Annotated in this window: 12 protein-coding genes; 6 read left to right on the forward strand and 6 right to left on the reverse strand. The window is 64.1% G+C overall.

Translation table 11 applies throughout. The annotated features are described in order from the left end of the window. Positions 1-11: 11 nt before the first annotated feature. Positions 12-2573 carry a ligase-associated DNA damage response DEXH box helicase gene (locus PU133_RS05305; RefSeq protein ID WP_404863799.1) on the reverse strand — a complete coding sequence of 854 codons (2562 nt, stop codon included), beginning with the start codon at positions 2571-2573 and terminating at the stop codon, positions 12-14. 48 nt (positions 2574-2621) lie between these two features. Continuing rightward, positions 2622-3635 carry a methyltransferase domain-containing protein gene (locus tag PU133_RS05310; protein ID WP_404863800.1) on the reverse strand — a complete coding sequence of 338 codons (1014 nt, stop codon included), beginning with the start codon at positions 3633-3635 and terminating at the stop codon, positions 2622-2624. Between the two features lie 100 nt (positions 3636-3735). Here PU133_RS05310 and PU133_RS05315 point away from each other — a divergent pair, with 100 nt between their 5' ends. The 5 genes from PU133_RS05315 (at position 3736) to PU133_RS05335 (ending at position 8089) form a co-directional block, all read left to right on the forward strand. After that, positions 3736-4746, forward strand: coding sequence for a ligase-associated DNA damage response exonuclease (locus tag PU133_RS05315; protein WP_126008422.1), 1011 nt, complete (start codon positions 3736-3738; stop codon positions 4744-4746). Next, positions 4746-5612, forward strand: coding sequence for a hypothetical protein (locus tag PU133_RS05320; protein ID WP_404863801.1), 867 nt, complete (start codon positions 4746-4748; stop codon positions 5610-5612). The genes PU133_RS05315 and PU133_RS05320 overlap by 1 nt, the downstream gene beginning before the upstream one ends. A gap of 4 nt (positions 5613-5616) precedes the next feature. Then, on the forward strand, positions 5617-7251 hold the full coding sequence (locus tag PU133_RS05325) for a cisplatin damage response ATP-dependent DNA ligase (RefSeq protein ID WP_404863802.1): 1635 nt from the start codon (positions 5617-5619) through the stop codon (positions 7249-7251). A 78-nt stretch (positions 7252-7329) separates the two neighbouring features. Next, on the forward strand, positions 7330-7596 hold the full coding sequence (locus tag PU133_RS05330) for a DUF6460 domain-containing protein (RefSeq protein WP_126008428.1): 267 nt from the start codon (positions 7330-7332) through the stop codon (positions 7594-7596). Between the two features lie 7 nt (positions 7597-7603). Continuing rightward, positions 7604-8089, forward strand: a complete 486-nt coding sequence (locus PU133_RS05335; protein WP_404863803.1) for a CAP domain-containing protein — start codon at positions 7604-7606, stop codon at positions 8087-8089. Between the two features lie 13 nt (positions 8090-8102). Here PU133_RS05335 and PU133_RS05340 read toward each other — a convergent pair whose 3' ends face one another. Further along, positions 8103-9377 (reverse strand): hypothetical protein, encoded by a 1275-nt coding sequence (locus tag PU133_RS05340; protein ID WP_404863804.1) that lies wholly within the window; start codon positions 9375-9377, stop codon positions 8103-8105. 24 nt (positions 9378-9401) lie between these two features. Continuing rightward, on the reverse strand, positions 9402-10301 hold the full coding sequence (locus PU133_RS05345; RefSeq protein WP_404863805.1) for a histone deacetylase: 900 nt from the start codon (positions 10299-10301) through the stop codon (positions 9402-9404). Between the two features lie 193 nt (positions 10302-10494). Between PU133_RS05345 and PU133_RS05350 the strand changes: the two genes are divergently transcribed. After that, positions 10495-11847, forward strand: a complete 1353-nt coding sequence (locus tag PU133_RS05350) for an MATE family efflux transporter (protein ID WP_404863806.1) — start codon at positions 10495-10497, stop codon at positions 11845-11847. On the opposite strand, the gene PU133_RS05355 is transcribed toward PU133_RS05350, so the two are convergent. Together PU133_RS05355 and PU133_RS05360 are read right to left on the reverse strand one after the other, a co-directional pair. Continuing rightward, positions 11837-12931 (reverse strand): quinone-dependent dihydroorotate dehydrogenase, encoded by a 1095-nt coding sequence (locus PU133_RS05355; RefSeq protein ID WP_404863807.1) that lies wholly within the window; start codon positions 12929-12931, stop codon positions 11837-11839. The two genes, PU133_RS05350 and PU133_RS05355, sit on opposite strands and share 11 nt — an antisense overlap. Next, positions 12931-13278, reverse strand: coding sequence for a DUF952 domain-containing protein (locus PU133_RS05360; protein ID WP_404863808.1), 348 nt, complete (start codon positions 13276-13278; stop codon positions 12931-12933). Before PU133_RS05360 ends, PU133_RS05355 begins: the two co-directional genes overlap by 1 nt. Positions 13279-13286: the final 8 nt, after the last annotated feature.

Genomic DNA, 13286 nt, shown 5'->3' on the forward strand with positions numbered 1-13286 from the left:
CGGCTTGTTCGTCACAGACCGATACCCGATTCGCCCATGGCTTCCGCAATCAAATCTTCCGACGCTTCTTCCAGGATGGCGTCATTGGCCTCGCCGGCCACCGATTCCTTGCCAACTTCGAGCATGATCGGCACCGCGAGCGGCGAGATGTGCGACAGCCGCTTTAGCACAATGTGCCCTTTGATGCGCGCGAGCATGTCGGAAAGACGCCGGATGTCGAGAAGTCCCGCCGCCGCATCGGCATGGGTCGCCTGCAGGAGGATGTGGTCCGGCTCATGGCTGCGCAGAACATCGTAGATGAGGTCGGATGAGACGGTGACCTGACGGCCGGTCTTTTCCTGGCCCGGATGCCGGCGCTCGATGAGTCCTGAGATCACGGCGCACTGCCTGAAGGTCCGCTTGAGCAGCCAGGATTCGGCGAGCCATGCTTCGAGGTCGTCGCCCAGCATGTCTTCGTCGAACAAATCGGAGAGAGCCGGCCGGCGCCTGTCGAAAAGTTCGCCCATGTCGGACAGTGCCCAGATCGCCAGGGCATAGTCGGTTGCCACGAAGCCGAGCGGCTTTGCGCGCGCCCGCTCCAGGCGACGCGTCAGGAGCATCCCGAGCGTCTGGTGGGCGAGGCGGCCTTCGAAGGAATAGGCGACCATGTAATGCCGTCGGCCTCTGGGAAAGGTCTCGATCAAGAGCTCGTCGCGTGATGGCAGAATCGATTTTTCCTTCTGGATGCGCAGCCAGTCTCCGACCTGGTCGGGCAGAGCGCCCCATTGGGTGGGATCGGCCAGCATGGCGCGCACCTGGTCTGCCAGATAGGTCGAGAGCGGAAACTTGCCGCCGGCGTAGGTCGGGATCTTCGCATCGTTGCTCGGCGACAGCGAAACGATGCACTCGTTCTCGCGAATACCTTCGAAACGCAGCACGCGGCCGGAAAAGAGAAACGTGTCGCCGGCAACCATCGTCTCGAGAAAGTATTCCTCGATCTTGCCGAGCGTGGGCCCGCCACGCGCCGCTGTCACGCCTGCCTTGCCGCGCTTAACGAGCCGGACGTTGAGCGCTGGGGCCTCCACGATCGTTCCGACGTTGAGGCGATATTGCTGGGCGATCCGCGGATGGGAGACGCGCCAGAGGCCGTCTTCGGTCAACCGGATCTTGGCATAGCGGTCATAGGTCTTCAGCGCATAGCCGCCTGTGGCCACGAACTCCAGAACCCGGTCGAACGTGTCGCGCTCGACCTCGTGATAGGGCAGGGCGGAGGTGACTTCTGCAAAGAGCTCATCCGCATCAAAAGGGGACGAGCAGGCCATGCCGAGCATGTGCTGGGCCAGAACGTCGAGCGCGCCGGCGCCGATCGGGGGCGTGTCTTGTGCACCGAGATAGTTGGCGTCAAGCGCCGCCTGACACTCCATCACCTCGAAGCGATTGGCCGGAACGAGGATCGCGCGGCTCGGTTCGTCCATGCGGTGATTGGCACGCCCGATCCGCTGGGCGAGCCGGCTTGCGCCCTTTGGCGCGCCCACATGGATGACGAGATCCACATCGCCCCAGTCGATGCCGAGATCGAGCGTGGAGGTCGCGACGACGGCACGCAGCGCATTGTCGGCCATCGCCGCTTCCACGCGCCTTCGCTGGCTGACATCGAGCGAGCCGTGATGCAGCGCGATCGGAAGATTGTCCTCGTTCACGTGCCAAAGTTCGCGGAACAGCATTTCCGCCTGGCTGCGCGTGTTGACGAAGAGCAGGGTTGTCTGATGGTCCTTGATGGCCTTGTAGACGTCCGGGATCGCGTAGCGGGCCGAATGGCCGGCCCAGGGCACGCGCTCATCCGATTGCAGGATGCTGATCAAGGGTTTCGCGCCGCCGCTGACGACGATGCGCTCGGCCAGCCGGCGCTCACGACCATCCTGCGCCACCAGCCAGCCCTGCAGTTCTTCCGGCTCGGCCACGGTCGCCGAGAGCCCGATGGTCACGAGATCCGGGCGCAGGCGCCGGAGCCGCGCGAGCCCGAGTGCCAGCAGATGGCCGCGCTTCGAGGTCACCAGCGAATGCAGCTCGTCGAAGATGACGGTCTTCAGGTTGGAAAAGAACCGATCGGCATCCGGGGAGGCAAGGAGAAGCGCCAGCTGCTCCGGCGTCGTCAGAAGAATGTCGGGCGGATTGGTCTTCTGCCGTGTGCGCTTGGTCTGCGAGGTGTCGCCGGTTCGCGTCTCGGTGCGGATCGGCAGCTTCATTTCGTCGACGGGGCGCGACAGGTTTCGCTCGATATCGACGGCGAGGGCCTTGAGGGGCGAAATGTAGAGCGTGTGGATGCCGTTTCTGGCAGCGCCTGGTTTTGCAGGCCCGCGCTCGGCCAGATCGGTGAGGCTCGGGAGAAAGCCGGCGAGCGTCTTGCCAGCACCTGTCGGCGCGATCAGCAGAACCGACTTGCCCGACCGAACCTTCGCCAGCAGTTCCAACTGGTGCGCACGCGGCTGCCACCCGCGCGAGGCGAACCAGTCGATGAATTGCGCAGGCAGGGCAAACCCAGGCCCTTCGCCATCCACCTCGAGTTGTGCTGCCAGTCGCGGGTCATGCTCCATGACCCGTTAAGGTAGGCCCGGCATCGGCAATCGCCAAGGCGCAGACGCTCAGTGCAGCACTTCCGTCGGTGCGATATCGGGTGAAGCGTCGATCACCGGCAGATCGGCGAGCGTGACGCCCGCGGCCGAGCGCCTACGGGCAACGACCAGAAGACCGATGATCGTCTCGGCTCCATCCTTGCGGATCGGCCCGCGCTCGGTCACCACGATGTCGAAGCCATGCCGATCCAGAAGGGCGCGCAGATAGTGTTCGCCGTGCCTGTAGCGAAGGGATGGCTGCAGTTGCCAGTCGACATCGGCTGCTCCGTCCTCGACCGAAAAGGCGAAATAGCCATCGGTTGCAATGATCGCGGCAGCCGTCGCGAAGACCGGCTCCAGATCGCCGAAATACATGAAGACATCGGCGGCGGTGACGAGATCGGCTTTCAGCGCATCGTTTTCAGGAAGCGGCACGCCCCCGTTGGCGGGGCCGCTTGCGAGGTCTGCTGGTGCGAGCTGGTCATAGACCGCTTTTTCCGCTGCCTTTGCCAACATGCCCTTGGAGATGTCGTAGCCCTTGAGGAAGGAGACGCGGTTGCGCAGGCGTTCGCCGAGAAGTCCGGTTCCGCAGCCGAGATCGATTGCCGTCTTGAATCGGTCCGGCGCGTTGGCGACGATCAGCGCGGTCAGTTTCTCGGGGATCGAATAGGACAGGCCCTCGACGAGCGCTGAATCGAAGCGTTCGGCGTAGTCGTCGAACAGCCGCGCGACATAGGCGGCCGGGGGCTGGCTCGGGGCCTGTGCCTGGCCGAGCGCCGCGAGCTTCAGCCCGGCGCCATAAATATCCGCCGGGGCGAGACGCAGAACCTCGCGAAAGGCATCGCTCGCCGCTTCGAGACGACCGGACTTTTCCTCAAGCACGCCGAGGGTGAAATGGCCTGCCGGCCATGAGGGCACGAGTTCGAGGGCCTGGCGCATGAGATCGGCAGCGGCCGCGAAGTCGCCGCCATCGGCGAGCATGCGCGCATAATCGGCGCGCCGATCGGCGACCAGATCGCCGGAGGAAAACGACAGTTGTGTCATGATGATCAAGCGCCAAAGGAGGACGGCGCGGGCTATGCGCGCATGGCGATGATTTGGCAAGCGCCTTTTCGCCACACCACAGGCGCCTTATCTAGAGGTTATGCGCCCCGATGATCTGCTCAAGCCGCGCCCCGAGGGGCTCTATTGTCCCCCAGGAGATTTCTACATCGATCCGGTGCGCCCCGTGGAGCGCGCGCTGGTCACGCACGGCCATGCCGATCACGCCCGACCGGGCAATCAGAACGTGCTCGCCACCCGGCAGACGCTGGACATCATGGCGATCCGCTATGGCGAGAACTTCGCGGCCAGCCGGCAAGAAGCGGCAATCGGCGAGAGGCTGACGATCAACGGCGTCACCGTGTCGTTTCATCCCGCCGGGCATGTGCTGGGATCGGCGCAAATCTGCGTCGAGAAGGATGGGCTTCGGATCGTTGCGTCCGGCGATTACAAGCCGCGGCCGGACCCGACCTGTGCGGCGTTCGAGCCGGTGCCCTGCGATGTCTTCATCACCGAGGCGACCTTCGCGCTGCCGGTGTTTCGCCATCCCGACGACCGCGAAGAGATCGGCAAGCTCCTGAAGTCCGTGCGGCAGTTTCCGGAGCGCTCGCACCTCGTCGGCGCCTATGCGCTCGGCAAGGCACAGCGGGTGATCCGGCTGATCCGCGACGCGGGCTATGACGAAACCATCTACATCCACGGCGCGCTGAAGACGCTCTGCGACTATTACGAATCCCAAGGGGTTGCGCTCGGTCCGCTGGCGCCGGCCACCATCGACAACGGCAAGAAGGGCGATTTCGCGGGCGCGATCGTCGTTGGACCGCCGTCGGCCTTTGCCGATCGCTGGGCGCGGCGTTTTCCCGATCCGGTGTCCTGCTTCGCCTCGGGCTGGATGCGCGTGCGCCAGCGCGCCAAGCAACGCGGCGTGGAACTGCCGATCATTCTTTCCGACCATGCCGACTGGGACGAGTTGATCGAAACGATCACCGCCATCTCGCCTTCGGAAGTCTGGGTGACGCATGGGCGCGAAGAGGCGCTGGTTCGCTGGTGCGAGTTGAACGGTATCCGCGCTCGCCCGTTACATCTGGTCGGATACGAAGACGAGGCTGAGTGATGATTGCCAGACTTTTAGGAACGACCGCAGTTCTGCTCGCGGCCTGCCTGCAACCGGTGTCGGCAGCGTCTCCGGACGCCTGGGCCGAATTCGCCGAGACCGTGGACGAGAAGTGCCGCGCGCTGGCCGAGGGCGAGATGGAGATCGAGGCGGTTCGGGTCGACCCGTTCGGCAGCGAAACGTACGGCCTTGCGATCGTTTCCGGCCGGGTTGGCGAGGCGGCGGTCGAACGCATCTGCGTGATGGATAAGCAGAGCGAGGAGGCCGAACTTGGCGGTGAATTGCCCATGACTGCGGCAACCGGCGATGCCCTTGCTTTTCTGGCGAGCGAGGATCGGGCCGACCTCGACACGATGCGGGCGGCTGCGGAGCGGACACTGGCCGAGATCGAGTCGAGCGGCGAGCCGCTCGATGCCGGCGCCATGGACGCTGCTGACAACGCCTTGACCGGGCTGAACGACACCTTCTCGGCGATCGCATTGGCCCCGGGCGCCTATGCCTGCACGGTCTACTGGTACGGTTTCTTGGACCAGGGCGCGCGCCGGGTTGGCGACCATCGCTGCCGGGTCACCGAAGCCGAGATCGGGACAATCGTCGAGAAGATTTCGGGTGAGCGCCTCGCCGCCAATCTCGTGGCAGATGGTGACCGGACGGTCTATGTCGGCCGCACGTTTCTCGAAGGCCAGAGCGAAAACGCTTACGACGCGGCCAACCCCGCCAATGCGGGCAATTCCAATTTCGGCAACAAGGTGGGCCTGGCGGCGCAACTCGGCGACAGCGTCTACCTGATTTCGACGCAGGCACGCGGCATGCAGCCGAAGGACGAGACGTTCTTTGAAATCATTGCTTTGACGCCCGCGCCGTGATCCGATGAAACGCTTCGCCGAACTGCTCGACCGCCTGCTCCTGACCCCGTCGCGCAACGGCAAGCTCACGCTGCTCGTCGACTATTTCAAGTCGGTGCCGGACCCCGAACGGGGGCTGGCGCTTGCCGCGATCACGCGCGATCTGTCGATCGCCTCGGTAAAGCCGTCGATGCTGCGGGCGCTGGTCGAGGAGCGGATCGATCCGATCCTGTTCGGCTATTCCTATGACTATGTCGGCGATCTGGCCGAGACGATCGCGCTCATCTGGCCGACCGAGGCGAGCGCGCTCGACCGGCGAAACGATGTGCCGACACTTTCGGAAGTGGTGCAGACGCTGGATGCGACGAGCCGGGCTAAAACTCCGGCCGTGATGGCGGACTGGCTTGATCGCCTCGACGCATCGGGCCGTTATGCGTTGATCAAGCTGGCAACCGGGGGCTTGAGGATCGGCGTGTCGTCGCGGCTCGCCAAACAGGCGCTCGCGGATTTCGGCAGGGTCGACGTGGTCGAGATCGAGGAGCTCTGGCACGGGCTGAAGCTGCCCTATTTGGAACTTTTTGCATGGCTGGAAGGCCATGCGCCGAAGCCTGAGAGCCTTGCCGCCGCGCCGTTTCGGCCGGTGATGCTGGCCACCGCCATCGAGGATGGCGATCTCGACAAGCTTGACCCTGCCGATTACGCCGCCGAATGGAAGTGGGACGGCATCCGGGTTCAGGCGACATCGGAGCGGGGGGTGCGCCGGCTTTATACCCGGACTGGTGACGATATCTCCGGCACATTTCCCGATATTCTCGAGGCGCTTAACTTCGAAGGCGCGATGGACGGCGAACTGCTCGTCGGCCATAGCCCTGACCTGACAGCGGGCAAGCAGGGTCCGGTCGAGATTGGCACTTTCGGCGACCTGCAGCAGCGATTGAACCGCAAGGCCGTGACCGCGAAGACGATGGAGGCCTATCCGGCCTTCATCCGCGCCTATGATCTGATGCAAGACGGCAGCGAAGACCTTCGTGCGGCGCCGTTTCGCGAGCGACGGGCGCGCCTGGAAGCTTTCGTGCTCGGGCTCGATCCGACGCGCTTCGACATCTCTCCGCTCGTCGAATTCACCGACTGGCAGCAGATCGTCGACTTCCGCACCGAGCCACCGCACCCGATCATCGAAGGGCTGATGCTGAAGCGGTGGGACAGCCCGTACGTGCCCGGCCGGCCGCGCGGCCCTTGGTTCAAATGGAAGCGTGAGCCGTTCACCATCGATGCGGTGCTGATGTATGCGCAGCGTGGTCATGGAAAACGGTCGAGCTTTTATTCTGATTACACATTCGGGGTCTGGAAAGGCGATACGCCGGAAACCGGAGAGCTTGTCCCCGTCGGCAAGGCCTATTTCGGCTTCACGGACGACGAGTTGAAGCTGATCGACAAATTCGTGCGCGACAACACGATCGACCGCTATGGGCCGGTTCGGTCGGTCAAAGCGACGCCCGAGGTGGGGCTGGTGCTGGAAATCGCGTTCGAGGGGCTGAACCGCTCCGCCCGGCATAAATCGGGCGTCGCGATGCGCTTTCCGCGCATATCTCGGCTGCGCTGGGACAAGCCGGCGCGCGAGGCCGACCGCCTGGAAACGCTGGAACGGATGCTGGACTGACGGGGCGCCTTGCCAAAGCCGCAAAGGCTTCCTACCTCGCCAACTCTAAGACGCGCTGACAGCTTCGGAAAGGCACCAATGTCGGGCAGGGTGACACGGTTTTTAGGCGATACGCCGGGACGAACGCTGGTCAAGCTTCTCGTCGTCTCCTTCATCGTCGGCGTCGTGATGAACGTGATGGGGTGGTATCCGCTGGATATCTACTACTTCGTCCGCGATTTCGCGCTCTATCTCTGGGATTTGGGCTTCGATGCCTTCGGCAGCGTCGGCAATTACCTGATCCTCGGCGCGATGGTGGTCATTCCCGTCTTCCTTATCCTGCGCATCGTCAGCTATCGGAATTGATCCTTTCATGCAGACCAGACGTTTCGTCCTTCTCGGAAGCGGCGCGGCCGGGCTTGCGCTGATTGCAGGGTGCTCGACGCTCGGCTCCCGCAGTTCGATCCCGGGCCAGGTCGTCACCATGGACGCGATCGAGCGGGTGAACGCCTTTCGCGTTGCCAATGGTCGGACGCCGCTGCGCCATGATGCGCGTGCCTCGGAAGCAGCGCTTTCTCATGCACGCACGATGGCTGAGAACCGCCGCATGGCGCACAATATCGGCGTCGGCGCCGATTTCGTGCAGCGCATGAAGGGACAGAACGTGACCCTGCCGGCCGCCGAAAACATCGCGGCTGGGCAGGCGACTGTCGATCGCGCGTTGCTCGCCTGGGAAGTCTCCGCAAGCCACCGTGCCAATACGCTCGATCCCCGCTTTACCGGGCTCGGCGTCGCCATGGCACAGGACACCGACAATGGCGGTGCGCCCTATTGGGCGATGATCCTTTCGGGCGGCTGAAGCCGTCGCCCAATCAGTAGCGGCTGTTGCCGGAGCCCTCATCGATGATGGGCGTGTCGACCGCGGCATAGAGACTGGCATCGGAATAGACGACCCTGCGCGCATCTGCGCCAAGGTGGAGGCCGACGACCAAGTTGACGTAGCGGTTGACGCCAATCCGTGTGTCCAGAACGCCTTCGGGTGCTCCATTCAGCAAGATGCCGGTCGTTCGGCCTGCCGACCGGCCGACCCGGGTCGCATCCTGGAACTTGTTGCCGTCGATCCAGCCATATTGAGAGGCGGCGTCGCCCACTTCCGCGACGAGCCCGGTCCAGGTGGTATCCGGCTGCTCTACGAGCAGGTCGTTGCCGGTCACGATAAAGTCCCGGGCGCGCATCAGACGCATGCCCGTTCTGAAGGTCTGGAAGTGGCAGTTCGTAATCCAGAAGAGCGGCTTGCCGGCATTGCCTCCGTCCAGCGGGTATTCGTCCGCCTCCACGAGCACGCCCTCGTCGCAGGCAACGGCTGAGTGCTTGTCGATCGTGATGCCTTCGTGGGTGCCGACGAGATGCACGCCGCAGCCGGCGAAATAGGCCTGGCAATTCTCAATGGTAAAATCGACCGGGTGGCTCTCGCCGTCGCCCTCGGCAACGATCGCGCTTCCCTGGCGCTCGCCCGGCACCACGTGGCGGACGCCATTGTGAATGCAGCCGCGCACCACACCGTGCCGCTGGTTGACGAGGCGAATGCCGGTGCGAAAGCCGCGATCGTGATCGGTCGCGCTCGTATGCACATTGGTGATGTCGAAGGTGCGGTAGACCGAACCCGTTCCGCCGCTGGCCGTGAGGGTCAGCGCCCCATGCGGCGACCCGGCAACCGCCGACAGCAGGCCGAAATCGCGCGCGGTCAAGGCGTTGCCTGTCGAAATGCCGATCTCGCCGCAGTCGAAGTGCAGCGCGTCGCCCTCGGCGTGGTCGACGATGAAATGGTTGCGGCCAAGGCCCTGCAGCATGCTCGGCTGGTCGGTGAAGCCGCTGCCGAAGGTGATGGGTGACGTCAGCCGGTACGTGCCGACCAGTGCCACGCCAAGCCCCGAATGCAGCGCGCGGCGAACGGCTTGCGTATCGTCGGCCACGCCGTCACCCACGGCGCCAAAGTTTTCGGGCGCCGTCCAGCCGGGAAAGGTGGCAGCCTGACGTTCGGGAGCGCGTTGGGCCCAAGCATACGGCGTGCCGAGCAGCAGGGCTGTCGCCGCGCCGGCGCCTGACCCAAGAAGCGTGCGGCGCGTGAAGTGAGCTTCTCGGATCATTTGGTCTTGTCGCTCCTGCCAGTCTCAGACGAATTCGCGGGCGACGCGAAAGAGTGTCGCGTGGCGCTCGGCGACCGCATCGACATCCTTGCCGTATCCTCCGCCGATGACCCCGCAAAGGGGGATGCCGCGTTGCCGGAAGAAGCCGATGACCGCGCGGTCGCGCCGCTTCAGGCCCTCGTCGGTCAAGGAGAGCCTGCCGAGCCGATCATCGGCGTGTGGATCGACGCCGGCGTTGTAGAACACGATATCAGGCCGCGGTCCAAGACATGCGCGCGCCAGTGTATCCTCGACGATTTCCAGATAGGCATCGTCGCGAACCTTGTCGGGCAGCGCGACATCCATGTCCGAAGGCACCTTGTCGTGCGGATAGTTTCGCTCGGCATGAACCGACACCGTGAAAACGCGGGGCTCGTCGCGAAAAATGTCGGCGGTTCCGTCGCCCTGGTGCACGTCGAGATCGATCACCATGGCCCGGCGGATCGCTCCTTCTTCGAGAAGCTTCGAGGCCGCAACGCCGACATCGTTGAAGGTGCAAAAGCCGGCACCATGTGCGCGCCGTGCGTGGTGGCTGCCGCCGGCGGTGTTGCAGGCAAGGCCGGTTTCCAGCGCGATGCGTGCCGCCAGAAGCGTGCCGGACGTTGCGGCCCGCGCACGCCGCGATACGCGCTCGTTGACCGGAAAGCCGATGGCCTTTTCAATGGGTTCGGGCACTGCAACGGCAAAAACCTGCGCCACATAGGCCGGATCATGGGCGAGCGCAAAGACCTCCTGCGGTTCGATCCCGGGCACTTCATGGCCCTGTTCGAGGAGGCCATCGCGTCTCAAAATCTCGATGAGCCTCGTGTACTTGCCCATGGGAAAGCGATGGTCAGCAGAAAACTGCGCATCGTAGTCGGGGGTGTGGACGATCGGGAGCACCATCAGAGACCCGATATAGTGGAAGCTGGCTGCAGGTGAAGTGCTGGCGGCCTCCAATGCCCTTGAGCGACGTCCGCCTCGCAGCCGCTTCTCTCTTTCCCTGAAACGATCTAGGGGAGGTGCGACATTCGCTTCGCTTCGCTTCGCTTCGCTTCGCTTCGCTTCGCTTCGCTTCGCTTCGCTCAAGGTCGCTTTCTTGTCGTCCAGCCCAACGAATCCCAACGCGTCCAAAGCCCAGCCGTTCGACGTGACCAGCCGATCGGTGCTCGCGATCGCGCTGCCGATGACGTTGGCCTTCATGACGACGCCGCTGATCGGGTTGACCGACACGGCGATCGTCGGCCAGTCGGGTGAGGCGGCACCGCTCGGCGGCCTGGCGATCGGGGCGATCATCTTCGATTTCGTGTTCGTCAGCTGCAATTTTCTGCGCTCGGCAACGACAGGGCTCGTGGCGCAGTCGGCAGGCCGCGGCGATGCCGGCGAAGAACAGACGATCTTCTGGCGCGCGCTTGCTCTCGCACTCGGCCTCGGCATCGTCTTCGTGCTGCTTGCACCATGGATCACCAGTGCGGGGCTGGCCTTCATGGAGCCGAGCGCCGATGTACGCGCTGCTGCAGAAACGTACATGGCGATCCGGTTTCTCTCGGCCCCGGCGGCGCTGGCGAACTACGCGATCCTGGGATTTGTGCTCGGTCGCGGCGAAGCCAGGCTCGGTCTGGCGCTTCAAGTGGTGATCAACGGTGCCAATATCGCCCTGTCGCTCTATCTCGGCGCGGTGCTGGATTGGGGCATCGCAGGCGTTGCCTGGGGAACTGTGGCCGCTGAGTGCATCGGGGCTATCTGCGGCTTCGCGATCATCGTTGGGCGCTTTTCACGTCAGGCTAGGCCGGCGTGGTTGTCGCTTCTCGACCGGAAGGCGCTCGCTGCGCTGATGGCGCTCAATCGCGACATCATGATCCGCTCGCTGTCGCTTTTGACCGCTTTCGCGCTGTTCACGCGCACCGGAGCGCAATTCGGTCCGGTCACGCTCGCGGCCAATGCAGTGCTGCTCAACTTCTTCATGATCGCCGGCTTCTATCTCGACGGTCTGGCGACGGCGTCCGAGCAGATTGTCGGTCGCTCGATCGGCGCGATGCATCGGCCGGCTTTCGACAAGGCAATTCGGCTGACGGTGATGTGGGGCTTTGCCTTGTCGGGAATCGCAGCCGCGTTCTTCCTGCTGGCTGGTCCGGCGCTGATCGACATCGTCACCACCGCGCCGGAGGTGCGCGCGGCGGCCCGAAACTATCTTCCATGGGCGGCGCTGACCGGGCTTGCCGGCGTGCTGGCATTTCAGATGGACGGCGTCTTCATCGGCGCGACCTGGTCGCGCGACATGCGCAACATGATGGTCCTGTCACTGATCGCCTTTGTCGCGATGGTGTGGTTCGTCGTGCCCATGGCCGGCAATCACGGGCTATGGGCCGCGTTCAACCTGTTCCTCGGCTTGCGCGGCATCTCGCTTTATCTGCTCGTACCGCGCCGCGCACAGACGACCTTCAGGCAGTGAGCGCGAGATCCGCCCAGGCGTCGACTTCGGTATCACGGTAATCGGCAATGACCGCAACGCCGTCGGCATCGAGGCGTTCGACGAGACCCTTGGTGATGTCGTGCGCGACGGCAGGACCGCGATAGATAAGCCCTGTGTAAAGCTGCACGAGATCGGCGCCTGCCTTGATCTTCGTCAGGGCCGCTTCCGCGGAATCGACGCCGCCAACGCCGATCAGCACCAGGCTGGTCCCCACACGTCGACGCAGGCGCGCCAGCATGATGGTGGAGCGCTCAAACAGCGGGCGACCGGACAGGCCACCCGTCTCCCGTGCCTTGTCGCTGTCGGTCAGGCCGACGCGCGACAGGGTGGTGTTCGAAACAATCACGCCTTCGATGGCATGGGCCAGAGCCATTTCAGCGACGTCGTCGAGCGCGGCTTCATCTAGATCCGGCGCGATCTTGAGAAACACCGAGAGGCGCTTGCCCGTGATGCTGGCGGCAGCTTCGCGCGCAGCGGTCACTGATTTCAGCAGTTCGGCCAGGCTTTCGCGCGCCTGCAGGTCGCGAAGGCCAGGCGTGTTCGGCGAGGATACGTTGATCGTGAAATAGTCGGCGACCGTCGCGAAGGTCTTGATGCCGGCCGCGTAATCGGCGACGCGGTCGTCGCTGTCCTTGTTGGCGCCGATGTTCACGCCGACGATGCCTGCCCGGCGCGAGCGCTTCTTGAGCTTGGCTAACGCCGCCTCATGTCCGCGATTGTTGAATCCGAGTCGGTTGATGACGGCTTCGTCCTCCGGCAGCCGGAAGATGCGGGGCTGCGGGTTTCCGGCCTGCGGCTTCGGAGTCACCGTGCCGATTTCGACGAAGCCGAAGCCGAGCTGCAGAAGCGCATTCGGCACTTCGGCGTCCTTGTCGAAACCGGCGGCCATGCCGATCGGGTTCGGCAGGATCAGATTGGCGACGCGTGTTTCCAGACGCTTGTCGCGCACCGGGGGCGGGGCAGGCACCAAGCCTGCCGACAGCGCCCGAATGGCCAGTCCATGCGCCGTTTCAGGCTGCAACAGAAACAGAAGCTGGCGGCCGATATCGGCGGTGAAAGACATCAGGCGTCCAATGCCGGAAAATTGTGGGAGCCGTCGGCGTTCAGCGGCAAAGGCTTCACCCAGAGCACGGCCGACAATTCCAGCGGCGTATAGAGATGCGGAAAGAGCTGTCCGCCGCGGGACGGTTCGTAGACCAGATGATCGCCGAGCTGCGCCGGGTCGATTGCAACGAGCACCAGATCGTCCTGACCCTGGAAATGCTTGGCTGCCGTCTCGCTTACCTGATCGGCTGTGGAGAAATGGATATAGCCGTCGATGAGATCGATCGGCGCACCGACGAACTGGCCCGCTGCTTCGGCTGCTTCCCAGAGCGGGCGCGGCGCGATCTTGTAGATCGGTGCTGTCATGCGAGTCC

The organism is Georhizobium sp. MAB10 (assembly GCF_045012825.1).
Lineage (GTDB): Bacteria > Pseudomonadota > Alphaproteobacteria > Rhizobiales > Rhizobiaceae > Georhizobium > Georhizobium profundi.

Bases quoted from the DNA above. Each gene is read 5' to 3' on its own strand.
- PU133_RS05335 (WP_404863803.1), top strand. From the start codon at position 7,604: ATGCAGACCAGACGTTTCGTCCTTCTCGGAAGCGGCGCGGCCGGGCTT.
- PU133_RS05360 (WP_404863808.1), bottom strand. From the start codon at position 13,278: ATGACAGCACCGATCTACAAGATCGCGCCGCGCCCGCTCTGGGAAGCA.
- PU133_RS05325 (WP_404863802.1), top strand. From the start codon at position 5,617: ATGAAACGCTTCGCCGAACTGCTCGACCGCCTGCTCCTGACCCCGTCG.
- PU133_RS05340 (WP_404863804.1), bottom strand. From the start codon at position 9,377: ATGATCCGAGAAGCTCACTTCACGCGCCGCACGCTTCTTGGGTCAGGC.
- PU133_RS05320 (WP_404863801.1), top strand. From the start codon at position 4,746: ATGATTGCCAGACTTTTAGGAACGACCGCAGTTCTGCTCGCGGCCTGC.
- PU133_RS05345 (WP_404863805.1), bottom strand. From the start codon at position 10,301: ATGGTGCTCCCGATCGTCCACACCCCCGACTACGATGCGCAGTTTTCT.
- PU133_RS05305 (WP_404863799.1), bottom strand. From the start codon at position 2,573: ATGGAGCATGACCCGCGACTGGCAGCACAACTCGAGGTGGATGGCGAA.
- PU133_RS05315 (WP_126008422.1), top strand. From the start codon at position 3,736: ATGCGCCCCGATGATCTGCTCAAGCCGCGCCCCGAGGGGCTCTATTGT.
- PU133_RS05310 (WP_404863800.1), bottom strand. From the start codon at position 3,635: ATGACACAACTGTCGTTTTCCTCCGGCGATCTGGTCGCCGATCGGCGC.
- PU133_RS05355 (WP_404863807.1), bottom strand. From the start codon at position 12,931: ATGTCTTTCACCGCCGATATCGGCCGCCAGCTTCTGTTTCTGTTGCAG.
- PU133_RS05330 (WP_126008428.1), top strand. From the start codon at position 7,330: ATGTCGGGCAGGGTGACACGGTTTTTAGGCGATACGCCGGGACGAACG.